The 22,911-nt window shown below is 42.7% G+C and carries 23 protein-coding genes; 19 read left to right on the forward strand and 4 right to left on the reverse strand.

Going from position 1 to position 22,911, the window contains the following annotated elements:
• Positions 1-144: 144 nt before the first annotated feature.
• The 14 genes from HBHAL_RS09350 to spoVM all read left to right on the forward strand — a co-directional run bounded on the left by HBHAL_RS09350 (position 145) and on the right by spoVM (position 14,238).
• Positions 145-1,026, forward strand: coding sequence for a YicC/YloC family endoribonuclease (locus tag HBHAL_RS09350; RefSeq protein WP_014643147.1), 882 nt, complete (start codon positions 145-147; stop codon positions 1,024-1,026).
• Between the two features lie 80 nt (positions 1,027-1,106).
• Positions 1,107-1,370: an extracellular matrix/biofilm regulator RemA gene (gene remA / locus HBHAL_RS09355; protein ID WP_014643148.1), complete on the forward strand. Its 264-nt coding sequence runs from the start codon at positions 1,107-1,109 to the stop codon at positions 1,368-1,370.
• A 13-nt stretch (positions 1,371-1,383) separates the two neighbouring features.
• Entirely contained in the window at positions 1,384-1,998 is a 615-nt protein-coding gene (gmk, locus tag HBHAL_RS09360; RefSeq protein ID WP_014643149.1) for a guanylate kinase, read from the forward strand.
• A gap of 3 nt (positions 1,999-2,001) precedes the next feature.
• Positions 2,002-2,229, forward strand: a complete 228-nt coding sequence (rpoZ, locus tag HBHAL_RS09365; protein WP_014643150.1) for a DNA-directed RNA polymerase subunit omega — start codon at positions 2,002-2,004, stop codon at positions 2,227-2,229.
• A 100-nt stretch (positions 2,230-2,329) separates the two neighbouring features.
• Entirely contained in the window at positions 2,330-3,535 is a 1,206-nt protein-coding gene (coaBC, locus tag HBHAL_RS09370; protein ID WP_014643151.1) for a bifunctional phosphopantothenoylcysteine decarboxylase/phosphopantothenate--cysteine ligase CoaBC, read from the forward strand.
• On the forward strand, positions 3,532-5,943 hold the full coding sequence (gene priA / locus HBHAL_RS09375; protein WP_014643152.1) for a primosomal protein N': 2,412 nt from the start codon (positions 3,532-3,534) through the stop codon (positions 5,941-5,943). Before coaBC ends, priA begins: the two co-directional genes overlap by 4 nt.
• A gap of 17 nt (positions 5,944-5,960) precedes the next feature.
• A complete protein-coding gene (fmt, locus tag HBHAL_RS09380) occupies positions 5,961-6,908 on the forward strand; it encodes a methionyl-tRNA formyltransferase (protein WP_014643153.1) in 948 nt (315 codons plus the stop codon).
• Positions 6,901-8,253 (forward strand): 16S rRNA (cytosine(967)-C(5))-methyltransferase RsmB, encoded by a 1,353-nt coding sequence (gene rsmB, locus HBHAL_RS09385; protein WP_014643154.1) that lies wholly within the window; start codon positions 6,901-6,903, stop codon positions 8,251-8,253. The genes fmt and rsmB overlap by 8 nt, the downstream gene beginning before the upstream one ends.
• Before the next feature lie 129 nt (positions 8,254-8,382).
• Positions 8,383-9,141, forward strand: coding sequence for a Stp1/IreP family PP2C-type Ser/Thr phosphatase (locus HBHAL_RS09390; RefSeq protein WP_014643155.1), 759 nt, complete (start codon positions 8,383-8,385; stop codon positions 9,139-9,141).
• Positions 9,141-11,177, forward strand: a complete 2,037-nt coding sequence (gene pknB, locus HBHAL_RS09395) for a Stk1 family PASTA domain-containing Ser/Thr kinase (protein WP_014643156.1) — start codon at positions 9,141-9,143, stop codon at positions 11,175-11,177. Before HBHAL_RS09390 ends, pknB begins: the two co-directional genes overlap by 1 nt.
• A gap of 12 nt (positions 11,178-11,189) precedes the next feature.
• Positions 11,190-12,071: a ribosome small subunit-dependent GTPase A gene (rsgA, locus tag HBHAL_RS09400; protein WP_014643157.1), complete on the forward strand. Its 882-nt coding sequence runs from the start codon at positions 11,190-11,192 to the stop codon at positions 12,069-12,071.
• A 2-nt stretch (positions 12,072-12,073) separates the two neighbouring features.
• Positions 12,074-12,736, forward strand: a complete 663-nt coding sequence (rpe, locus tag HBHAL_RS09405; protein WP_041601306.1) for a ribulose-phosphate 3-epimerase — start codon at positions 12,074-12,076, stop codon at positions 12,734-12,736.
• A 715-nt stretch (positions 12,737-13,451) separates the two neighbouring features.
• Positions 13,452-14,114, forward strand: a complete 663-nt coding sequence (locus HBHAL_RS09410) for a thiamine diphosphokinase (protein ID WP_014643159.1) — start codon at positions 13,452-13,454, stop codon at positions 14,112-14,114.
• A 43-nt stretch (positions 14,115-14,157) separates the two neighbouring features.
• Positions 14,158-14,238, forward strand: coding sequence for a stage V sporulation protein SpoVM (gene spoVM, locus HBHAL_RS20860; RefSeq protein ID WP_139205836.1), 81 nt, complete (start codon positions 14,158-14,160; stop codon positions 14,236-14,238).
• A 93-nt stretch (positions 14,239-14,331) separates the two neighbouring features.
• On the opposite strand, the gene rpmB is transcribed toward spoVM, so the two are convergent.
• Positions 14,332-14,520, reverse strand: a complete 189-nt coding sequence (rpmB, locus tag HBHAL_RS09415; RefSeq protein ID WP_014643160.1) for a 50S ribosomal protein L28 — start codon at positions 14,518-14,520, stop codon at positions 14,332-14,334.
• A gap of 244 nt (positions 14,521-14,764) precedes the next feature.
• On the opposite strand from rpmB, the gene HBHAL_RS09420 reads away from it, so the two are divergent.
• Positions 14,765-15,127 carry an Asp23/Gls24 family envelope stress response protein gene (locus HBHAL_RS09420; protein ID WP_014643161.1) on the forward strand — a complete coding sequence of 121 codons (363 nt, stop codon included), beginning with the start codon at positions 14,765-14,767 and terminating at the stop codon, positions 15,125-15,127.
• Positions 15,128-15,157: 30 nt separating this feature from the next.
• Positions 15,158-16,822, forward strand: a complete 1,665-nt coding sequence (locus tag HBHAL_RS09425) for a DAK2 domain-containing protein (protein ID WP_014643162.1) — start codon at positions 15,158-15,160, stop codon at positions 16,820-16,822.
• A gap of 71 nt (positions 16,823-16,893) precedes the next feature.
• On the opposite strand, the gene HBHAL_RS09430 is transcribed toward HBHAL_RS09425, so the two are convergent.
• Positions 16,894-17,736: an STAS domain-containing protein gene (locus HBHAL_RS09430; RefSeq protein ID WP_014643163.1), complete on the reverse strand. Its 843-nt coding sequence runs from the start codon at positions 17,734-17,736 to the stop codon at positions 16,894-16,896.
• Positions 17,737-17,959: 223 nt separating this feature from the next.
• On the reverse strand, positions 17,960-19,297 hold the full coding sequence (locus tag HBHAL_RS09435) for a sugar porter family MFS transporter (RefSeq protein WP_014643164.1): 1,338 nt from the start codon (positions 19,295-19,297) through the stop codon (positions 17,960-17,962).
• 379 nt (positions 19,298-19,676) lie between these two features.
• On the opposite strand from HBHAL_RS09435, the gene HBHAL_RS09440 reads away from it, so the two are divergent.
• From HBHAL_RS09440 to HBHAL_RS09450, 3 genes are all read left to right on the forward strand, one after another.
• Positions 19,677-20,444 (forward strand): SDR family NAD(P)-dependent oxidoreductase, encoded by a 768-nt coding sequence (locus tag HBHAL_RS09440; protein WP_014643165.1) that lies wholly within the window; start codon positions 19,677-19,679, stop codon positions 20,442-20,444.
• Between the two features lie 71 nt (positions 20,445-20,515).
• Entirely contained in the window at positions 20,516-21,556 is a 1,041-nt protein-coding gene (locus HBHAL_RS09445; protein ID WP_014643166.1) for a DUF2332 domain-containing protein, read from the forward strand.
• A gap of 89 nt (positions 21,557-21,645) precedes the next feature.
• A complete protein-coding gene (locus tag HBHAL_RS09450; RefSeq protein ID WP_041601307.1) occupies positions 21,646-22,089 on the forward strand; it encodes an Hsp20/alpha crystallin family protein in 444 nt (147 codons plus the stop codon).
• A gap of 98 nt (positions 22,090-22,187) precedes the next feature.
• Here HBHAL_RS09450 and HBHAL_RS09455 read toward each other — a convergent pair whose 3' ends face one another.
• Positions 22,188-22,718 carry a DUF420 domain-containing protein gene (locus tag HBHAL_RS09455; RefSeq protein WP_014643168.1) on the reverse strand — a complete coding sequence of 177 codons (531 nt, stop codon included), beginning with the start codon at positions 22,716-22,718 and terminating at the stop codon, positions 22,188-22,190.
• Positions 22,719-22,911: the final 193 nt, after the last annotated feature.

Genomic DNA, 22,911 nt, shown 5'->3' on the forward strand with positions numbered 1-22,911 from the left:
TTGCCCGCCTCTACACGACCAAAGGCTGGGAATATCACTGCTTATGCGATTCTCTTATAAGTCAGACCTTAGGTCAATGATTCGCGTTTACAGTCCTCCTTTTGGTAAAATAGGATTAAATAACGAACGTAAAGGTGATGGATCATGGTTAATAGTATGACAGGGTATGGGAAAAGCTCCACCGAAGTAGGAGAATCCAGGGTTTTGATCGAAATACGCTCGGTCAATCATAGATATTTGGACATTTCCCCCAAAATGCCAAGAACCCTGCTTTTTTTAGAGGAAAAAATTAAAAAAATTGTCAGGGATAAGATGGAGCGAGGTCGAATAGATCTGTTTATTTCCCTGGAGGGTCAGGGACTATTTGAAAAAAAAGTGTCTGTGGATTGGAATGTCCTTGATCAATACATAAACAGACTGCATGAAGTGAAGGATCGGTACGATTTGACGGGGGATATATCTATTGATATGGTATCCAAGTTAGACGATGTTTTCTTTACCGAGGATATAGAGGATGACACAAACGAACTCCAGCGATCACTTTTATCTACATTGGAACACGCTCTCGATCAGTTAATTATTATGCGGGAGAACGAAGGTAAAAGGCTTACAGAAGACCTCCAGGTCCGTGTATCAAGCGTCAGTCATCTGCTTGAAAAACTTGAATCCCGACGTCCGGTCGTTGTTAATGAATACAAGGACAGGATTCGTACTAGAATTGAAGATTACGTGAAGGAAGAAATTCAGCCGGATGATGCCCGTATTCTTCAGGAAGTGGGGCTGTTAGCTGAAAAAGGGGATGTCACGGAGGAATTTACAAGGCTGCGTTCTCATATCTTTCAATTTACCAAGACACTCGAACAGACAGGATCTGTTGGAAGGCGGCTTGATTTTATTGTTCAGGAGATGCACCGCGAGGTAAATACAATTGGATCGAAATCCAATGATTCAAAAGTGACAGAGTGGGTTATAGAATTAAAGAGTGAAATAGAGAAAATGAAAGAACAAGTACAAAATGTTGAATAGTAATTGTGTTTATGACTAGTTTTTTCTTATAATAGAGATAATGATTATTTTGTCCTGGTCAAAAGAAGGAGGAGTCAGCTTTGAGTCTAAGGTTAATCAATATCGGTTTTGGTAACGTAGTATCTGCCAACCGTATCATTTCTATCGTGTCACCGGAGTCTGCACCTATTAAACGTATTATTACGGTTGCGCGTGACAATAATAAATTAGTAGATGCTACATACGGTCGTCGTACACGCGCCGTTATCATTACTGACAGTGATCATGTAGTCCTGTCAGCTGTACAGCCGGAGACGGTAGGTCAGCGTGTAATCAGCAGCGACGAGATTTCCGACGAGAACTAGGAGGACTTTTGCAGTGATAGATGAGAAGGGAATACTATTTATACTTTCCGGCCCCTCGGGTGTAGGAAAAGGAACAGTAAGAAAAGCACTGTTCGACCAATCTACCGACCTTCGTTATTCCATCTCTATGACGACCCGCAATCCCCGGGAAGGGGAAGTAGACGGGACTGATTATTTCTTTAAGTCAAGAGAGGAATTCGAAAAACTGATCAGTGAGGGTCAGCTGATTGAGCATGCCGAGTACGTAGGCAACTATTATGGAACGCCGCGTCAATACGTGGAAAAAACGTTGAACGAGGGCAAGGATGTTTTCTTAGAAATTGAAGTACAGGGCGCACTTAAAGTCCGCGAGAACTTTCCGCAAGGCGTGTTCATATTTTTAATTCCACCTTCTCTGGAGGAATTAAAAGACAGAATTGTGAATCGTGGCACAGAAACGGAAGATAAAGTGAAGAACCGTTTGCATGCGGCCAAAGAAGAAATCGATATGATGGACGCCTACGACTATGTTGTCGTCAATGATGAAATTGACAATGCGGTTACGAAAGTACAATCCATTGTCGCAAGTGAACATTGCAAACGTGAGCGAGTAGCTCATCAGTATAAAAAAGCATTGGAGGATGAATAAATTATGATGTTAGAACCGTCCATTGATTCTTTACAGAAACAAATCAAATCCAAGTACACATTGGTAACCTTATCAGCAAGAAGAGCCCGTGAATTGAAGCAGGGCAGTGCTCCAATGGTAGATAAACCAACTTCCCATCAGCACGTGGGTGTGGCATTGGAAGAAATTCGTGATGGTAAACTCGACTACACGTATTCCGACGAAATACAGTCTCGTACAGAAACCACATAAAGCTACGAGCTTCTTGAATAATTTGTAGAAAAAGCCGCGCTTCCTGGTTGTTATAGCGCGGCTTTTCCTATCCTTTACAGGAACGGAGGAGGACGGACCTATGTTAGAAGGGAAGAAGATCGTCTTAGGAGTATCTGGAGGAATTGCAGCGTATAAAGCAGCAGCCCTTACAAGTAAGCTGGCGCAGGCTGGAGCTGAAGTGAGAGTGATCATGACAGAGAGCGCTCATCATTTTGTAGGGCCAAACACCTTTCAGGCTCTATCCAGACGACCGGTTTACACTGACACATTTAAAGAAGTCGACCCGACTCAAATCCAGCACATTGATCTGGCAGACTGGGCAGACTTATTTTTGCTTGCCCCTGCGACGGCGAACATTATTGGAAAGTTAGCAGGAGGAATTGCCGACGACATGCTTTCAACTACTCTGCTTGCAACAGAAGCTCCTGTCTATATAGCACCCGCGATGAATGTGCATATGTACAGCCACCCTGCGGTAATTAAGAATCTGAAGCAATTGGATGAATGGGGTTTTCGCTTTATCGAACCGGGTGAAGGTTACTTAGCATGCGGTTATGTAGGTAAAGGTCGTTTAGAAGAACCGGAAAGCATCGTACAGGTGTTGGAAAACGAGTTTAATAAAACAAAGGTTCTCCAGGGGAAGAGAGTTCTCATTACAGCAGGACCTACACGTGAAAATATTGATCCTGTCCGCTATTTTACGAACCCTTCGACAGGTAGGATGGGATTTGCACTGGCCCGTCAGGCTTCGCTTATGGGAGCAGTGGTCACACTCATCACAGGTCCGGTCGATTTAGACACACCAGGTGGCGTCAATAGAATTGACATTATAACAGCTGAGGATATGTATCAGGCGGTGTTAAAAGAATATCCCCAACAGGATATCGTAATTAAATCTGCAGCTGTTGCAGACTACAAGCCTAAGGTGACCTATGAGCATAAGATGAAAAAATCCTCAGGCGATTACGCTGTCGAAATGGAACGAACAAAGGACATCCTAAAAGAGCTTGGCAGGCAGAAAGAACATCAGTATTTAATCGGCTTTGCGGCGGAGACGAATGACCTTGAGGCTTACGGAAGACAAAAGCTTGAGAAAAAGAATCTCGATGCGATTGTGATTAATAACGTGGCTGAGGAAGGTTCTGGTTTCGGTCATGATACGAACGCTTCACTCATGATATTCAGCACAGGGAAAGAAAACACATACCCCTTAATGTCTAAGGACGACCTGGCCCGTAAAATCCTTGAAGAGTCTGTTCATGATATGAAGGGTGAACCCTCGTGACCATTGCCAATGTGATTGTTGATGTCCCCTCACAAAATACGAACCGCCCCTTTGATTACGGAATTCCAGAGAAGTTTGAAGGAATAGTTCAGCCGGGGGTCAGGGTGATTATCCCTTTTGGCCCCCGAAAAATAATGGGGTATGTCGTATCTATTTCTGAGGAGAGCGACTTTTCAAAAATTAAAAATATTATCGATGTCCTGGACGTGACACCAGTGCTCACAGAGGAATTACTCGAACTTGGGAAATGGCTCTCGCGAAAGACACTTAGTTACTATATTTCCTGTCTTCAGGTGATGCTTCCACAAGTGATGAAAGCAAAATATAGAAAAGAACTTTGGAAGCTTACAGACGAGTATCTTCAATCGGATTTAGATCCATTGTTTGATGGAAGAGCTGTCATTGACTATGAAGAATTTGAACAATCCAATCTCAGCTATAAAATGCTCAGGAAGCATATAGATGATGGGGAAGTGGATGTTCATTATGAAGTGAAAAGCAGGGAAACTAAAAAAGTCACCAGCATGCTGGAGCCCCAAATGGATACCATGCAGCTTGAAGAAGTGCTGGTGGACTTATCCAAACAAGCTAAAAAACAGCGGGCGATTGTCGAATATTTTATGGATCATAAAGAACCAATTACGAAAAAACAACTGCTTCAGACACTGGGAACGACTGCTGCCTCCGTTAAACCTTTGGTGAAACAGGGAGTACTTCAGGAATATGAGCAGGAAGTTTTCAGAGATCCTTATGGAAATCGTAATTTTGAACGGACAGAACCATTTCCACTTACGGAGGAACAGTCCCAGGCTATAACGCCGATTTTGTCATCCATAGAACAAAGGCAGCATGAAGTGTTTTTGCTTCATGGTGTAACGGGAAGTGGTAAGACAGAAGTCTACTTACAATCGATTCAGCAGGTCATTGATAACGGAAAAGAGGCGATTATGCTCGTTCCTGAGATCGCCTTAACCCCGCAGATGGTAGAGCGATTTAAGGGACGGTTTGGATCAAAAGTAGCCGTGCTACACAGTGCCCTTTCTGCAGGGGAAAAATATGATGAGTGGCGAAAGATTCAGCGCAAAGAAGTTCAGGTTGTAGTAGGGGCCCGATCGGCCATTTTTGCTCCCTTTTCAAATATTGGGATCATTATTATCGACGAAGAACATGAAAACAGCTATAAGCAGGAAGACCGGACACGTTACCATGCAAGAGATGTGGCCATCGAGCGGGCAAGCCGCCATGGATCTCCCGTTGTTCTGGGAAGTGCAACCCCGGCTCTTGAAAGTTATGCCCGCGCAGCCAAAGGGAATTATCATTTGCTAACGTTATCAAAGCGGATGAATAATGCCGTGATGCCAGAAGTAGAACTCGTGGATATGCGGGAGGAGCTTCATGAAGGCAATCGGTCTATGTTCTCAAGAGTACTTAAAGAGAAAATCGAAGCGCGGCTGGCACGCAGGGAACAGGTCGTTTTGTTCCTGAACCGAAGGGGCTATTCCACCTTTGTCATGTGCCGGGACTGCGGACACGTAATGGAATGTCCGCACTGTGATATCGCGCTGACCTATCATAAAAACCAAAATCGCCTCAAGTGCCACTACTGCTCTCATGAAGAGCCTATGCCAACCGAATGCCCTGAATGTGAAAGTAAAACCATTCGTTATTTTGGCACCGGAACGCAAAAGGTAGAAGAAGTTCTTCAGCAGCTTATACCGGAAGCGGAAGTGATCAGGATGGATGTAGATACCACTAGAAGAAAAGGCGCTCATGAGAAACTCCTGCAGCAATTTGGAGATAAAAAAGCCGATATACTGCTCGGTACACAAATGATTGCCAAAGGGTTGGATTTTGGTAATGTGACCCTGGTAGGAGTGCTGGCCGCAGATGCTCTTCTTAATCTTCCTGACTTTCGTGCCTCTGAAAAAACCTTCCAGCTTATTACACAGGTAAGCGGACGAGCCGGACGTCATGAAAAACCGGGCGAAGTCATTATTCAGACTTACACACCTGAGCATTACAGTGTAGAGCTCGCCAGTCAGTATGAATACGAGCAGTTTTTCCAAGAAGAAATGAAGCTAAGAAAAGCTTTTAATTATCCTCCTTATTACTTCCTGACCTTATTTACGGTTTCTCATCCAAATGAGCTGAAGGTTCAGGAAGTTACTCAAAAGATTGTGCAGTTTATGCGACAGAAGTTATCCGATCAGTCTATGGTGCTTGGACCAACACCCTCCGCACTTACTCGGATCAATAATAGATATCGCTATCAATGCATGGTAAAATACAAGAAGGAACCAGAGCAGCGAAAGCTCGTAGAACGGATTTTGCACTACTATGAAGATGAAATGAAACAGGAAAATGGACTGCAGATCGTGGTCGATTTTCAACCGTACCAGTTGATGTAGGAAAGGAGACTTGTTTGATGACACGCATTGCATTTATGGGGACGCCTGATTTTGCTGTGCCGGTTTTAGACCGGCTGATGGAAGATCAATATAATGTAGTTCTCGCTGTAACTCAACCAGACAGGCCGAAAGGCAGAAAGAAGGTTATGACCCCGCCGCCTGTTAAAGTCGCAGCTGAAAAGCACGGCATTCCGGTTTTCCAGCCGGAAAAGATTAAGAATGAATATGAGGAAGTATTAAAATATGAGCCTGACCTCATTATTACCGCGGCTTTCGGACAGATCCTTACAGAAGATCTGCTTCAGGCACCTGAATACGGCTGTATTAACGTTCACGCCTCGTTATTGCCTGAATTCCGCGGAGGCGCTCCGATTCATTACGCCATTCTTGAAGGGAAAAAGGAAACCGGTGTCACCATTATGTATATGGTGAAGAAGCTTGATGCAGGCGATATGCTGGCTAAAACGGTTGTTCCTATTGACGACGACGATCACGTGGGCACCCTGCATGATAAACTTTCCGTAGCCGGAGCTGATCTGCTCATGCAGACACTTCCTTCTTTACTGGAAGGTTCCATCACACCACAGCCGCAGGATCATTCCCTGGCCACTTTTGCCGGAAATATTAAAAGAGAACAAGAGCTTATTAATTGGTACAAGGATCAACAGGAAGTTTATAATCACGTGCGTGGACTTCATCCCTGGCCGGTAGCTTATACTTTGTGGAATAGAAAGCCGCTGAAAGTCTGGTGGCTCGAGAAAGTGAACGGTACGTTTAATCAGGAACCAGGAACCGTTGTGGAAATGGCAGAAGACGGTTTCCTTGTGCAGACAGGTGATGGCAAGGCCGTTAAAATTGTGGACCTGCAGCCTTCTGGTAAAAAACGAATGGACGGTCGCTCCTTTATTAACGGAACCGGTCAGTCACTAACTGAAGGCGAACGTCTGGGGGAGCACGATGAGTAAATATGTTTTGAGGGAAACGGCGCTTGACTTATTAACTCGAATTGGAGAGCAGGGCGGATTCAGTCACGTTCTGTTAGATCGCGAGATTACGAAACAGGAGCTGTCCCGCCAGGACGGGGCTCTTCTTACAGAAATTGTGTATGGAACTCTTCAGCGAAGAGACTTGATTGATTATTATGTTCAGCCCTTTGTGGCAAAGCAGAAGAAAATCAAACCATGGGTACGCTGGCTTTTATATATGTCTGTCTATCAAATGGAGTTTCTTGAGCGCGTGCCAGACCACGCCATTATTCATGAAGCCGTTGAAATTTCAAAGAGACGCGGACACAAAGGGATTTCTTCTTTTACAAATGGTGTACTGAGAAGCGTTCAGCGCAAAGGCCTGCGCAGTCTGGATGAGATTGAGGAGCCAGTGGAACGCTTAGCGATTGAAACGAGTCATCCTGCATGGCTGGTGAAGCGTTGGATGGATCAGTATGGCAGAAGCATTACAGAAGAAATGTGCCGCGCTAACATGCAGCATCTGCCTCTATCTGTTCGCGTGCAGCCGCTGCGGATTTCACGATTGGAAGCTATGGAGCAGTTAAGAGAAGATGGCTTCAAAGTGGAAGAAAGTCTGCTGTCGCCGCAAGGTATGGTAGTCAGTGAAGGACAGCTGCTGAAGCATTCATTGTTTACCGAGGGTAAAGTAACGATTCAGGATCAAAGTTCTATGCTTGTCGCTGAGATGATGGATCTTGAAAAAGGGATGACAATTCTTGATGCCTGCAGTGCCCCAGGGGGGAAAACCACCCATATAGCTGAGAAAATGGAAGACGAGGGCGAAATTGTTGCGTATGATTTACATGTTAAAAAGGCTAAACTGGTAAATAAGAAAGCTGAACAGCTACAGTTAACGTCTATTCAGGCAAGTCAAGCTGATTCAAGAAATCTTGCTGATTTGCATGAAGCAGCTTCATTTGATCGGATTTTACTCGATGCCCCCTGTTCTGGCCTGGGGGTTCTTAGGGGTAAACCGGATATTAAGTATCACAAACAACTTGAAGACGTATTTTCACTTAGGAAGATACAGGATGAATTACTGGATCGTGTTGCACCGCTTCTTAAAGAAGGTGGAAAACTGGTTTATAGTACATGCACAGTGGACCGCCACGAAAATGAAGAAGCTGTACAGCATTTTCTGAAACAGCATCCTGAATTTACGGTCGATCACGAATTCTTCAATGATCTTCCTGAGGTCACGAAAGGTTCAAAAGGTCAAAGCGACTTTGGCCTTCAGATGTTTCCGCAGGATTTTGATACAGATGGATTCTTTTTGACGAGGCTAGTCAAACAATCAAAATAATTGGAGGGGTCAATCATGGCCCCCTCCTTCCAATTTTTTGCTTTTCGTGCGCAAGGGTCAGCGGTAAGTATCGAAGGAAGTTTGCCGTTACGATTGTGCCGCAGAGCTTACCGAAAATGAGGTGAGTCCATGAATGGCTTTTATCTTACAGATCAAGGCAGGGTAAGAAATCATAATGAAGATGCCGGCGGCGTATTTAAGAATGACTCCGGTCAAATCTTAGCGGTAGTTGCCGACGGAATGGGAGGACACCGTGCAGGAGATGTAGCAAGTCAGAAAGCAGCTTCTCATCTACATAGCAAATGGCAGGAAGCAGAGAAGCTTCATACGCCTGACGAATCTCAATCATGGCTAAAGTTTGCCATCCAGTCAGTAAATAACGAAATTATATCTTATGCTAATCAGAATGAGGACTGTCATGGTATGGGAACGACTGTAGTCGCGGCCATTTGTACAGAAGACTTTATAACGATTGCCCATATTGGAGACAGTCGCTGCTACTATGCTAATGCGTATGGATTTAAACAGCTCACGGAAGATCATTCTCTCGTTAATGAACTTGTCCGATCTGGACAAATCACGGAGGAACAGGCTGAACACCACCCACGTAAAAACGTACTTCTTAAAGCACTGGGGACGGAGTATGACATTAAAGTGGATACAAAAACACTTGAATTTGAGCCTGGAGACAGACTGCTCCTTTGCACCGATGGACTCACGAACAAAGTAAGTGATGAAGAACTGTCTAAGCTCGCTTCTTTTGAAGGAGAATGGGCGGAGTTCTGTCAGGAGCTTGTGGATCTTGCTAATGATCGCGGGGGAGAAGACAACATTACGATTGCCGTTGTGCATTATGACAGCACAGATGAGAAAAGAGGTGCGGATTAATGCTTAACGACCGTCTCCTTAATGACCGTTACCAAATTCAGGATATGATAGGCGGCGGTGGAATGGCCAACGTCTATTTGGCTCACGATGTCATTTTAGACAGGGAAGTTGCGATTAAGATTCTTCGTTTAGAGCATGAAAACGATGAGGAATTTATTGCGCGATTTCATAGAGAGGCTCAGTCTGCTACCAGTTTAGCTCATTCGAATATAGTCAATATCTATGATGTAGGAGAAGAAGAAGATATTTACTATATGGTCATGGAATACGTAGACGGCATGACGCTTAAGCAGTATATCCAAAAGCATAGTCCGATCGACGTCGCGGAAGCAGTCGATATCATGAGACAAATTACATCAGCCATTTCCCATGCCCATGATAATGAAATTATTCATCGCGATATAAAGCCTCAGAACATTTTGATTGATCATTACGGGCATGTAAAGGTAACCGATTTTGGGATTGCTATGGCTTTAAGCGCCACATCTCTGACCCAGACCAACTCAGTACTTGGATCGGTGCATTACCTATCACCTGAGCAGGCTCGCGGGGGAATGGCCACAAAAAAATCAGACGTGTACTCGCTCGGCATTGTATTTTTTGAACTATTAACCGGCAGGCTTCCTTTTTCGGGGGAATCGCCGGTATCAATAGCTCTAAAGCACCTCCAGCATGAGACGCCTTCGCTTCGAAGGTGGATTAACAATCTGCCGCAAAGTGTGGAAAATATTGTATTGAAAGCAACGGCTAAAGATCCTTTTCACCGTTATGAATCAGTCGTGGAGATGGAGGAGGATTTAGAAACAAGTCTGGAGCCCGACCGTGTAAATGAGCCGGCGTTCGAAACACCTGCTGAAGAAGAAGATGAGAAAACAAAGGCTATCCCTGTCATTACGGATGACACATACGGAGCCCAGGAAGAAGAGAATACAATCGTTCATAGTCAGACCAGTCCAACCTCTCCCATTCGTGAGCGGAAGCCGTCTAAAGATGAGGCAGCACAGTCATCGCTCCACAAAGAGAAAAAGAAAAAAGGAGTGCGGTTCTGGCTGATTCCCATTTTAATCTTACTACTTAGCGGAGTCGCTGCCCTGTTTCTAATCCCGGGTATTATTCAGCCTGCCAACGTAGAAATGGTTGATGTATCAGGCATGGAGTATGAAGAAGCTTATAGCCAGCTAAGAGAGATGAATCTGGAAGTGAAGAGGGAAACTGAATATTCCGACGAGGTTTCTGAAGGGATGGTTATTCATACAAAACCAGAACCAGGTAAGATTATTAAGGAAGAATCTGAAGTGGTGGTATATGCAAGTCTGGGGAAAGAGAGAGCCGAGTTTAAGGATTATACGGGACAGGATTATGAAAAAGTGGAGCAGGAACTTAAAGATAAAGGTTATGAGACCATCATTCCATTTAAAGAAAGCAGTCAGCAGCCTGAAGGTGAGATTACAGCTCAACTTTCGCCTCAGGTAGGAGAAGAAGTTATTCCGGATGAAACGCGAGTGATTTTCCGGGTCAGTAATGGACCTCCGAGAGTTAATCTTGGCGTCTTAGAAGGAATGACTGAGGAAGAGGCAACGAAATATTTGAACGAACGAAACCTTAAAGTTGACGTAACTGAGAATTATTCTGATCAGGTGACGCAAGGTGAAGTGATTTCTCAGAATCCAGAAGCCGCAACCCAGGTTAAAGAAGGATCTACGGTTTCCATTACGATTTCATTAGGACCTAAAGAAGAACCTCCAAGGACAGAAACCATTCAGATAGAGGTTCCCTTTGCACCTGAAACAGAACAGGAATCAACAGAAGACTCCGGTGCAGGATCTGAACCGTCTGAAGGCACACAAGCGACTGAACAAAAAGTACTGATTTATATTGAAGATATGGACCATAAACTATCCGATGTATTTAAAGAGGAAACCATTACAGAGGATACCGTGTTTGAAATTCCATTAACCATTCAGCCAGGAACCGAAGCATCCTATAAAGTACAAAGAGGTGACGAGGTCATTGAAGAAGGAAGTGTTCCGTATTAAGAAGGTGAAAGTATGCCGGTAGGGAAAATTATTAAAGCGTTGAGCGGTTTTTATTATGTTCTTTACGAAGGACATATTTATCAATGCAGAGGCCGTGGAAACTTCAGGAAAAAGAAAGTGAGTCCGCTCGTAGGAGATACCGTAGAATTTAAAGCCGAAAAACAGGATGAAGGGTATATATTATCCATTGACAAGCGAAAGAATGAGTTTGTCAGACCTCCAATTGCTAATGTAGATCAGGCATTAATTGTAACATCCGCCGCCAATCCAGAGTTCAACGCTTTGCTATTGGATCGCTTTCTTGTGCTAGTGGAAGCAAAACGGATTGAACCTTTCGTTGTGATTTCCAAGATGGATCAGTTAGATGAAGGAAGAGCAAATGATATGAAAGTCTATCAACAGATGTATGAGTCGGTTGGTTATCCCGTTATCCTTTCTGCCGTGAACGATGCTGAATCCATGGAACAGATCAGGGCGCACCTGGCTGGCCGCACTACTGTCATTGCCGGTCAGTCAGGCGTCGGGAAATCATCTCTTTTGAATACGATTGATCCAAGGCTTTCAATTGACACAGACGAAATTTCTAAAAGCCTGGGACGCGGGAAGCATACCACGAGACATGTGGAATTATATGAAATATCTGGTGGTCTTGTAGCTGATACACCCGGATTTAGTTCACTGGAATTCGGTGATTTGCAACTGGAACAATTACCTGAATGTTTTCCGGAGTTTGTCCAAGTACAGGATGACTGCAAGTTTCGTGGGTGTCTGCACAATAAAGAGCCGAAATGTGCCGTAAAACACGGGGTAGAAGAAGGGGATATTTCCAAGCAGCGTTACGAACATTATTTGCAATTTCTAGAAGAAATCCAAAATAGAAAGCCGAGGTATTAATGATGACAAAGATTGCTCCTTCCATTCTGGCTTCCGATTTTTCTAAATTGGGAGAAGAAATTAAAGATGTTGAACAAGGAGGTGCTGACTATATTCACGTGGACGTGATGGATGGTCATTTCGTACCTAATATTACGATTGGTCCTCTTATCGTAGATGCCATTCGTCCTGTGACCAGTCTGCCTCTTGATGTCCACTTAATGATTGAAAATCCTGATCAATATATTGAGGCTTTTGCAAAAGCTGGGGCGGATATTATTACGGTTCATCAGGAAGCCTGTCCACATTTACATCGGACCCTTCAGCTAATTAAGAGCTTTGGGGTTAAGGCCGGGGTCGTGATTAATCCAGCTACACCCGCTGAAACGATTAAGCCTGTGCTCCAGGACGTGGACCTCGTGCTCCTTATGACGGTAAATCCTGGCTTCGGCGGGCAATCGTTTATAGAATCTGTCGTTCCAAAAATTCAGCAGGTGGCTGATTGGCGTGAAGAGCAGTCGCTTTCCTTTGAGATAGAAATTGATGGCGGTGTAAAAGAGGAAACAGCCCCGATTTGCATTGAATCCGGTGCCGACGTACTTGTGGCCGGTAGTGCCATTTTTAAAGAAGAGGATCGCGGCCAAGCCATCGAAGTCATCCGTCATTCTGTAAAAGCTGAAAAATAATAAACTGAGCAGTTTTATGCGCCTGGAGGAGTGCCTGATGGCAGTTCCTTTAGGCTTTTTGTTTAGAAGACTCTTAATAAATGTTTTGTTGATTTTAAAAAGACTTATTAAGCTAAAGGGCCGGTTACTGTAAGACTCAGTTTCGAGATTTTTGATGAGATTAAGGTCCTGCGGGGTACGATTTCGCTTTCCGCGGGCATGTGCTGAGCCTCCTCGAGCTAACGCTCTCCGGGGTCTCACCGATCATGTTCATCCCGCAGGAGTCTTCATCTTCCCCCTCCGGACCTTTTCAAATTAGAAGCTCGAAACCACTTCAACCATCACCTGCGTGGTGAGGAATTAGACCATATGGTTTGTAACCTATTTGAGGACGTAACGATGCACAATAGCCTGTCAAACCATCATTTCATACAGATTGAGCAGGAGAATCTTCCTCTTTCCAGAAGGGTCTGTTCACATGAAATGGTTGGGTTGGTGGGGAAATGGCGAGACTCCCATGGGAGAAGGAACTAGGTGAGATCCCGCAGGGAGTGAAACGAGCGAGGAAGCTCACCTAGTTCCCCCATAGGAAAGCGAGTTATTTCCCAACCAGCCCTCCTCCATTTAACGTAAAGGACCCAAGTTATCTTGAAATCAAGTCTTCAAGTAATGGGAGCTTTACTCTAAAACCACCGTGGAGGTTATAACAATTCACTAAGTAAGGAGGTTGATCTCTTTGGCGAAATCTATAGCGATTGTAGGAGGCGGACCAAAAGCTTATATTCCTGACTTGAAATCATTTGACCATGAAGAGCGTATTTGGATTGGAGCTGATCAGGGAGCCGAAGTTCTTCTTGAACATGATATATGTCCGGACGTATCCATTGGAGATTTTGACTCTGTGGATCAGGCCTCTTTGGAAAAAATTAAAGAGAGATCCATCCAGTTTAGTCCATACCCGAATGAAAAAGATGAAACGGATCTTGAACTGGCCATCAATCAGGCACTTAATTGGAACCCGGAGCATATTCTATTATTCGGGGTGACGGGTGGAAGAATCGATCACTCAATGGCCAATTTGCAACTTCTTTATCCTTTATTAAAGAAAGGAGTACGCTGTACAATAAGGGACCATCAGAATCAAGTGGAATTAGCAGCTGAAGGTGAGCATACGCTTAAAGCGGATCATGAATTTCCTTATGTATCCTTTTTACCGATGACCCTTGAAGTAACTGGTCTCACCCTTCAAGGTTTTTATTATCCTCTGCAAAATGCCCATTTACCTTATGGTTCAACCCTATGTGTCTCTAATTGTCTGATTCATAATACAGGTACTTTTTCATTTCGTTCAGGCATACTATTAGTAATAAGAAGTAAAGACTTGACTAATAGAGGCTGAAACAAGCATTCTGCATTAGCTTGATATAGGAGGAGGGAGCTCTTTGAGATTTTATACGATCAAACTCCCAAGGTTTCTCGGGGGCCTGGTACGCGCAGTCATAACTACTTTTAAAAAAGATTAACAAAAAAAGCACCCCGGAAGGGTGCTTTTTTTGGTCGAAGAACCTCTTCGACACGGAGCGCAAGAATCTCTTACGCTGATAGGAAGCCTTGAATTATACGCGGGTAAGTTTACCTGACTTCAATTCACGTGCTGTTACATAAACTTTTTTCGGCTTGCCATCTACAAGAATACGTACTTTTTGCAGGTTAGCTTTAAACTTACGTTTATTAGCGTTCATTGCGTGTGAACGGTGATTTCCAGTGTTTGTTCCTTTACCGGATATTACACTTTTACGTGCCATATGATAATCCCTCCTGTTACATACATAAATCTTCAGATACTTAATTAATGTATCATACCAACTTCATGTTTGCAATATAGTGAAAAGAATTATATCAAGAATTTTCTCTTGACAGATACTTTAATTTGTTTCAAAGTATAATAGGAATATCAGGTACAATTTTTGAAAAGTGAACGTCTAATCATTTGCCTTCCTTGTGTTATAATATAGGCATGAAGTTGATGAGTTTAAAAGGAGGATTCATATGTCTGTTGATCTCACTAATCAGTATGGTCATATTACGATCAGCAATGATGTCATTTCTACAATTGCAGGAGGGGCAGCCGTGGAATGCTACGGAATTGTAGGCATGGCGTCCAAGAATCAAATCCGAGACGGATTATCGGAAATGCTTCGCAAAGAAAACTTTTCCAGAGGCGTAGTGGTTAGACAAATCGATGAGCGCCTTCATATAGATATGTTTATCATTGTAAGCTATGGCACGAAGATTTCCGAAGTTGCTCATAACGTTCAATCACAAGTAAAATATACATTAAATAAAACGGTAGGCTTATCCGTGGACTCTGTGAATATCTACATTCAAGGTGTTCGCGTGACAAGTGAATAGGTTTCGTTGTAGTCAAAGGAGGAAGCAAGCGTGACGTTACAAAATATAGACGGCAAAACATTAGCCGAAATGATCTTACAAGGAGCTCATAATTTACAAAAGAACTCCCAAATGATCGATGCGTTAAATGTATTTCCTGTCCCGGATGGCGACACAGGGACGAATATGAATTTATCTATGACTTCAGGAGCAGAAGAAGTAAAAAACGTGGATGAAAATCATGCCGGTGCAATTTCGAAAGCTTTCGCTAAGGGGCTTTTGATGGGAGCTCGCGGCAATTCAGGTGTCATTCTTTCTCAAATCTTTCGAGGCTTCTCCAAAGCTATCGAAGAGAAGGAAGTCTTAACAACCAAGGATTTAGCAGAGGCTTTTGAAGGAGGAGTAACCACGGCCTATAAAGCAGTAATGAAGCCTGTCGAAGGTACGATCCTTACTGTAGCGAGAGAATCAGCTGAAGCAGCTGCTAACCTGGCTGAAGAAGAAGAAGAGATTATTTCTTTTATTGAAGGTGTAGTAAGTGCAGCGCGTGAATCATTAAAAGGAACCCCGGAACTGCTCCCTGTATTGAAAGAAGTCGGTGTAGTTGATAGCGGCGGGCAAGGTCTTTTGACCATTTACGAAGGATTTCTTGCTAACTTAAGAGGAGAAGAACTCCCTGAATTAGATCAAACTGTATCAATGGATGAAATGGTTAGTGCAGAACACCATAAGCTGGCACAGGATTTCATGAATACGGAAGACATTGAATTCGGCTATTGCACAGAGTTCATGGTGAAATTCGAAGAAAAGAAGCTGGAAGAAAATCCATTTGATGAAGAAGAATTTCGTCAGGCATTAAGTGAAATGGGAGATTCGCTGCTCGTAGTCTCTGATGAAGACTTAATTAAAGTACACGTTCACGTGGAGTACCCCGGAGAAGCCATGAATCTCGGTCAGCAGTTCGGCAGCTTGATCAATATGAAGATCGAAAACATGCGCGAACAACATACCTCCATTGTCGGCGATAAAAAAGATGTTCAAAAGCCCAAAGAAAAAGCTGAATACGGGATAGTGACAGTTTCCATGGGTGATGGAATCAAGCGGTTGTTTGAAAGTCTTGGCGCAAGCGTTGTCATTCAGGGTGGACAGACGATGAATCCGAGCACCCAGGACATTTCTGAAGCCATCAAACAGGCGCACGCAAAGCAGATTCTTATTCTTCCAAATAACAAAAATATTGTTATGGCAGCCCAGCAGGCTGCAGATATGGCTGAAGAAGAAGTAGCTGTGATCGCTACAAAAACGATCCCTCAGGGTATGAGTGCTCTACTAGGGTTTAACCCGGAAGCGGATCTTGATACGAACAAAGATGAAATGACCAGTCTTATGGGAGAAGTAAAGACTGGCCAGATTACGTATGCCGTCAGAGACACCCAGATCGAAGGGCTATCGATTGAAAAAGGTCACTTTATGGGCATAGCCGATGGCAAAATATCTGCGACTGATAAAGACAAATTTACGACAGCGAAGTCACTTCTTAACCAAATGATTGATGAAGATGAAGATGAAATCCTCACCATCATCTCCGGTGAAGAAGTAGATGAAAAAGAGGTAGCTGAATTGGAAGCCTACGTGGAAGACACGTTCGAAGATCTTGAAGTAGAGATTCACAAAGGCGGACAACCGATTTACGCTTATATCTTTGCAGTGGAATAAGCAAATAATGAAGCAATATTTTATAGCGTGAAAAAGAGGAACCTCATATAACGGTTCCTCTTTTTTTACGGTTAAAAATTGAATTCCTTCAATGCTTGCTGGAGATTGCCTTTGACTTTAAGATGCTTTGGCTTCAAACCTAATGAAACCATCGTATGCGAGATTTCTGGTCGAATCCCGGTTATAATCGTCTCTACGCCAATTAAATCCAGGGATTCGATAATTCTAAACAGTTGATTGGCAACCATTGTATCAATCGTGGAGACTCCGGACAGGTCTATTACCAAGTGATCTAAATGCAATTTCTCTGCCTGGCTCAGCGTTTCTTGCATTAAATAATGAGCTCTTTCAGCATCTATTGCACCAAGCAAAGGTAAAATGCCTGTACTTGGACCAAGCGGCACTACAGGGACCGATAAAGCAAGATAAGAGGTTCGGGCACTCTCAAGCGACTGCTGCAAAGAGGTCACATAGGAATGACCGAAATGATAGACAGCTGTATCCAGTAAAGGATCTATGACAGCGCGTATCTTAAAGATCGTGTCAGCTGAGAATTGATTTCTGATCGAGTGATCGCGGATGAATTTCCATAAGTAATCTCTGTAGAAACTCGTATCTTTTAAGGATTCATCCAAGTCTGCTCCTAATGAAAAAAAATAACTTCCATTCTCTTCTGCCCATTTTTTTATTTTTTTGGAGGATGTTCGAGAATCCAATTGTTTAGCTAATGACTCACCAAAGATTTGGATAAAGTTGACTCGGGTATCGATTACATGTGGTTCAATCTTTTGAAAATCCGCCTTTTGCGCAATGGTCATCGAAACATGAGCCATTCGTTCATCGTGAATCTCCTGCGCAATCGAATACTTATGTTGTAAAATTAATTCCCCGATTAGTTGCGGTCCATTTGACATATATTCATTCCTCTCTATCTGAAAAAAGTGAATCTTGGTAGACTATAGATCTATTGTAACTTATTTACATAAATTAGGATAATCGTAACTGTTTACGGAAAAGATTGTTTTCAACAATCCGATAGTATGAATAAATATCTATTAAAATCATCAACCAAGTTTAACTAATCCTCACAAAAAAAGAGCACCATCATTTGATAGTGCTCTTAAGAACAAGAATTATCTATGAAGCTTCACCTCTTAAATCCCTTTCGATATCCTCCAGACTGCGTCCTTTGGTTTCAGGTACAAATTTCATGACAAATAAGAAGGCAAGTACTCCAATGCCTGCAAAAATGACAAAGACCCAAGCTGTTCCCAGGGCTCCCAGCATAACAGGGAAGAAAAGGGAAACAATCAGGTTGGCTAAGGAGAGTAATAGAGTTGTGAAGCCTGTGGCTGCTCCTCTCGCTTTAAGAGGGAATAACTCAGGCAGCATTACCCACACAACAGGTCCCCAGGTTGCTGAGAAAAACATGATAAACAATCCTAAGAATACCACGGTCATCCACGCTATAGCTGTGGTCAGTTCTGCTGTGAATAGTATAGTCGCAAGCACGGCTAGGCTGAGGGTCATTCCCACATTTCCTATTAATAGAAGTTTCTTGCGGCCTAATTTGTCGATCGTTGCAATAGCAACCAGCGTCATAAGCACGTTAACGATACCAATTCCCAGAGTACCTAAGATCGATGCTGCATTTCCCAGTCCGGCTTTAGTAAAAATGGTGGGCGCGTAGTAAATGACAGCATTGATACCGATAAATTGCTGGAAGACAGCAATACCGCTTCCGACGAGAAGCATAGGGCGAACCCATTTTGATTTCAGTACATCCCAAGTACTTTCTTCGACTTCTTCAATCTTTTTCATTTGTTTAATCTCGTCATCGATTTCACTTTGCTGACGGGTAAGAGCCATGATTTTACGGGCCTCTTTTTCACGATTATGTTTGATGAGCCATCTGGGGCTCTCCGGCATGAACAGTACTCCAATCATTAAGATAAGAGCGGGTACTGAAGCAAGTCCAAGCATCCAGCGCCAGCCTTCAATGGGAGTGAAGGCGTAATTGACTAAGTAAGCAAGCACAATACCAATTGTGATCATTAGTTGGTTAAGAGAGGCAAGTGAACCGCGCTGGTGTGTAGGTGCCATTTCAGATAAATAAACCGGCACAATGGCTGTTGAACCCCCGACAGCTAAACCAAGAATGACACGACCGGCAATCAGAATGGCTGCGTTTGGTGATAAAGCTAAAACTAGAGAGCCTATTAAGTAGATGAGCGCAATGACAAATACTACGCGTCTCCTCCCGAACCGGTCCGATACATACCCGCTCATTCCTGCGCCAACAATAGCACCAACGAGCAGAGAACTCACAACTACTCCTTCAAGAAAGTTGGATAGCTGAATATCCTCATTAATGAATAAAAGCGCACCTGAAATCACTCCCGTGTCATATCCATACAGCAAACCGCCTAAGGCGCCGAAGAAAAATATCCAGCCCTTACTTAAGTTCTTATTCATAGAATGTAACCACCTCTTTACAATTTGTGTGTCCAAATATTTTCCACCTAAATGGAAATCGCAAACATAGTTGTATGAATTTAACATAAATGTTGGTAAACTAAGTAAAAGTTGAACAATAGTAACGGGGCGAGTTTTTAATAGATGCTTGGAAATTTCGAGAGTAATAGGAAGAAGTAATTTTATAGGATGATAGCATTTTATTTCTATTTTTGTCTGGTCCTGTTCTTGAATAAACCTCTTCTGCTTAGCCAGCAGTTTGAATAGCTCGGTAATAAAAGTTTCTTTGGATGTAAGTCCTAACATTTGCCTTATAGTGAACGGGGAGGGTTATGATAAGAGGGAATCACATATCATAAAAGATGCAGGAGGATTTTATATGAAGTACACAGTTATCACAGGAGCCAGCTCAGGTATAGGTTATGAAGCAGCTCATGCCTTTGCAGCGCGCGGGAGACATGTAATCGTAGTCGCACGAAGAGAAGAAAAACTGGAAGAATTAAAAAGTGAGATCCAGAAAAATCAACCTGATGTAAATGTGATTGTCAGGCCAGCAGATCTATCAGTATCAGAAAATGTTTATCAATTATACGAAGACCTTAGTGAGTATGAAATAGAAACATGGATCAATAATGCTGGATTTGGTAATTTCGATCCTATAGCTGAACACGACCTCTCAAAAATAGAGAAGATGCTTCGATTAAACAACGAAGCTCTAACGATTCTCTCATCCTTATTTGTGCGGGATTACGAAAATAAAGCAGGAACCCAGCTTATTAATGTCTCCTCAGGTGGAGGATACACCATTGTGGCTGACGCAGTAACCTATTGTGCAACGAAGTTTTTTGTGAGTGCGTTTACGGAGGGACTAGCACAGGAGTTATCTGGTAAAGGTGCTGCTATGCAGGCGAAAGTACTCGCACCGGCAGCTACTGAGACGGAATTTATAAATCGTTCGTTTGATAATGATGAGCTGAAATACGAAGGAAATGTACCTCAATACCATACGGCTAAGGAAATGGCTCAATTTCTATTAGAATTATATGATAGTGATCAAATAGTTGGAATCGTAGATGGAAAAACCTACGAGTTTCATTTGCAAGATCCCATTTATCCGTATGTTTCCCGCTCAAGTGATTCAGATTAATGATTAAAAGAAAAGCGCAATACAAACTCTGGATTGCGCTTTTTTTTTACATACGAATAGGGGAGATAAGGATGATGAATAGCAAGTTAGCCAGTATCTACCGTACATTTGCTCAAGAAGAATGCAGAGGAGTAAGCCGTTTATATGAAGTACTAGCTAGGAATATTGCTGAAGATGAGGATGTTATGAACTTCTCTGTAAAAGTAAAGGAAGGACAGCCGGTACCTAATTTACTTTTTGGAGCAGTACATTATTTATTACTTCAAGGCAAGCCGCATAAACTTAAGCATTTTTATAGAAGTATGACGGATCATCCTATGGAGCCTGAAAAATCATTTCCATATTTTAAAAATTTCTGCAGACTATACTCGAAGGAAATTGGATCACTATTGCAGACAAAATTAGTACAGACAAATGAAGTGCGGAGATGCGCCTATCTTTACCCGGTTTTTTGCGAAGTTCACCGTTTAACCAAGAAGCCACTGGCTATGATCGAGCTTGGCTCAAGTGCTGGGTTACAACTGTTATGGGATCAATATTCATACGCATATGAAGGAGAAGAGGTATATGGAAACAGAAACTCATCGCTTCTTTTGTCTTCAGAAGTAAGGACAAATACAGCTCCTTTTTTATTAAAAACATCACCGCCTGCTGGTAAACGAATCGGAGTGGATCTGAATATTTCAGATCTAACTAATGAAGAAGAATACCTGTGGTTAAAAGCCCTCATTTGGCCAGAGCATCATGAACGAAGGGTTCTGTTTGAGAAAGCTGCCTTGCATTATGCGAAAAATCCTCCCCAGCTTGTAGAAGGAAACGCTCTCGAACTGCTGGAAACTCTTGCTGCAAACGTACCAGCAAATGAAACCCTATGTATTTTTCATACCCATGTAGCCAACCAGTTTTCGCCTTCGATGAAAAAGGACTTACTTAATAAAATCCGACAGATTGGTAAGCGAAGGAATGTTTTTCATATTTATAATAATATGGATGATCAGAAACTTCATGTAGACGCTGTTATTAATCAGAAGGAACAGAGGCATACCATTGGACGGACCGATGGACACGGCCGCTGGTTTGAGTGGCAGCCTCCCCGTATCATATTCGACTAATCATTCTTTCACTTAAATTAGTGAACCTGCCCAGAACACTCGGCATCCCCCAACATAGATTGTTAGGGAAAGCAGGGGGGATGAGTGTGATGAGTCAGCAGGATGAGCAATTTCCAAAACTATTGAATGATGCCTTCCATAAAATCGTTCGATCAATGGATTCGTACTTTAGTCAGTCCATAAAACAACTGGGGGATTTTTTACATGAGCATACCTTTCCAGTCTCACTACAGGAAATCAATAACGAGGTCATTATTCAAGCACAGCTTCCTGAAGCTGATCGGAGTCAGATTGAAGTAGAAATTATAGGGAACCATATACGGATTGCTGTCCAACATACAGAAGTTACCGAAATGAGGAGTGACCAGCATCATCAATATCACAGGCAGCAGACCCGGCAGGTAATGGAACGAACGGTTACTCTGCCTTTCACCATTTCGGAAAAAGACACACTTGCACATTTCGAAAATGGCATTTTGACGATTAAAACGCCAAAAAGATACCCAAACAGTGGGTATATAGATATTAAGTAAAGCTTTTCCTCGGGGGAAAGCTTTTTATCATGGGCTCCAGATCTTAAAAAAGCCCGATTTTGGAAATTCATTTCCAAAATCGGGCTTTTTCGTTATGATTAGTAGTATGGAGAGATCATCAGGTACACAATAACTCCTGTTAAACTCACATACAGCCAAATAGGCATAGTCCACCTTGCAATTTTACGATGCTTGTCTACTTTCATAGCGAGACCGCGGAACAGAGTAATCAACGCCAGTGGAACAATGACAATAGCCAGTAAAATATGAGAGATGAGGATGAAGTAGTAAATATACTGTAAAACCCCTTCACCTCCATAGGATGTGGACGAAGACATAGAGTGATACGTTAGGTATGAAACCAGAAAAAGGGCTGTAGTTGTAAACGCTGCAAGAATAAAACGCTTATGCCACGTCACATTTTTACGAATGATCATAAACAGCGCAGCCAGTAAGAAGACAAAAGTAAATGAATTTAATATCGCATTCAAAAGGGGAAGAAGCTTAATGTTGAAACCAGTCCCACTTTCTATTTCAGGAACAAACAATAAAGCTAACACAATGAGATTGATCGCTACGGAAAGACCAATCACCCATGGAACATAATTAAAATCTTTTTTTAACTCCACTATGATTCACCACCTCAAAAAACAAGTCATGTTAAGTATATCGAAATATAGCATTCACTTCATTAAGGAAAGGGCGGAAAAGGTGACGATAATGTTACATAACAGCATTTAATGAAGAATTTTTTAGAAGGATTGGTTATCCAATATACAATTTTGAACATAAAGAACCGAAAAATAGAACTTAAAAAACGAC

Origin of the sequence: Halobacillus halophilus DSM 2266 (genome assembly GCF_000284515.1) — a bacterium.
GTDB lineage: Bacteria > Bacillota > Bacilli > Bacillales > Halobacillaceae > Halobacillus > Halobacillus halophilus.

Excerpts from the sequence above, each read along its gene's own strand:
- HBHAL_RS09390 (WP_014643155.1), top strand. The coding sequence starts at position 8,383 with ATGAATGGCTTTTATCTTACAGATCAAGGCAGGGTAAGAAATCATAAT.
- rsgA (WP_014643157.1), top strand. The coding sequence starts at position 11,190 with ATGCCGGTAGGGAAAATTATTAAAGCGTTGAGCGGTTTTTATTATGTT.
- rsmB (WP_014643154.1), top strand. The coding sequence starts at position 6,901 with ATGAGTAAATATGTTTTGAGGGAAACGGCGCTTGACTTATTAACTCGA.
- HBHAL_RS09450 (WP_041601307.1), top strand. The coding sequence starts at position 21,646 with ATGAGTCAGCAGGATGAGCAATTTCCAAAACTATTGAATGATGCCTTC.
- HBHAL_RS09430 (WP_014643163.1), bottom strand. The coding sequence starts at position 17,736 with ATGTCAAATGGACCGCAACTAATCGGGGAATTAATTTTACAACATAAG.
- HBHAL_RS09435 (WP_014643164.1), bottom strand. The coding sequence starts at position 19,297 with ATGAATAAGAACTTAAGTAAGGGCTGGATATTTTTCTTCGGCGCCTTA.
- HBHAL_RS09420 (WP_014643161.1), top strand. The coding sequence starts at position 14,765 with ATGTCTGTTGATCTCACTAATCAGTATGGTCATATTACGATCAGCAAT.
- HBHAL_RS09350 (WP_014643147.1), top strand. The coding sequence starts at position 145 with ATGGTTAATAGTATGACAGGGTATGGGAAAAGCTCCACCGAAGTAGGA.
- rpoZ (WP_014643150.1), top strand. The coding sequence starts at position 2,002 with ATGATGTTAGAACCGTCCATTGATTCTTTACAGAAACAAATCAAATCC.
- coaBC (WP_014643151.1), top strand. The coding sequence starts at position 2,330 with ATGTTAGAAGGGAAGAAGATCGTCTTAGGAGTATCTGGAGGAATTGCA.
- HBHAL_RS09440 (WP_014643165.1), top strand. The coding sequence starts at position 19,677 with ATGAAGTACACAGTTATCACAGGAGCCAGCTCAGGTATAGGTTATGAA.
- fmt (WP_014643153.1), top strand. The coding sequence starts at position 5,961 with ATGACACGCATTGCATTTATGGGGACGCCTGATTTTGCTGTGCCGGTT.
- rpe (WP_041601306.1), top strand. The coding sequence starts at position 12,074 with ATGACAAAGATTGCTCCTTCCATTCTGGCTTCCGATTTTTCTAAATTG.
- HBHAL_RS09445 (WP_014643166.1), top strand. The coding sequence starts at position 20,516 with ATGATGAATAGCAAGTTAGCCAGTATCTACCGTACATTTGCTCAAGAA.
- rpmB (WP_014643160.1), bottom strand. The coding sequence starts at position 14,520 with ATGGCACGTAAAAGTGTAATATCCGGTAAAGGAACAAACACTGGAAAT.
- pknB (WP_014643156.1), top strand. The coding sequence starts at position 9,141 with ATGCTTAACGACCGTCTCCTTAATGACCGTTACCAAATTCAGGATATG.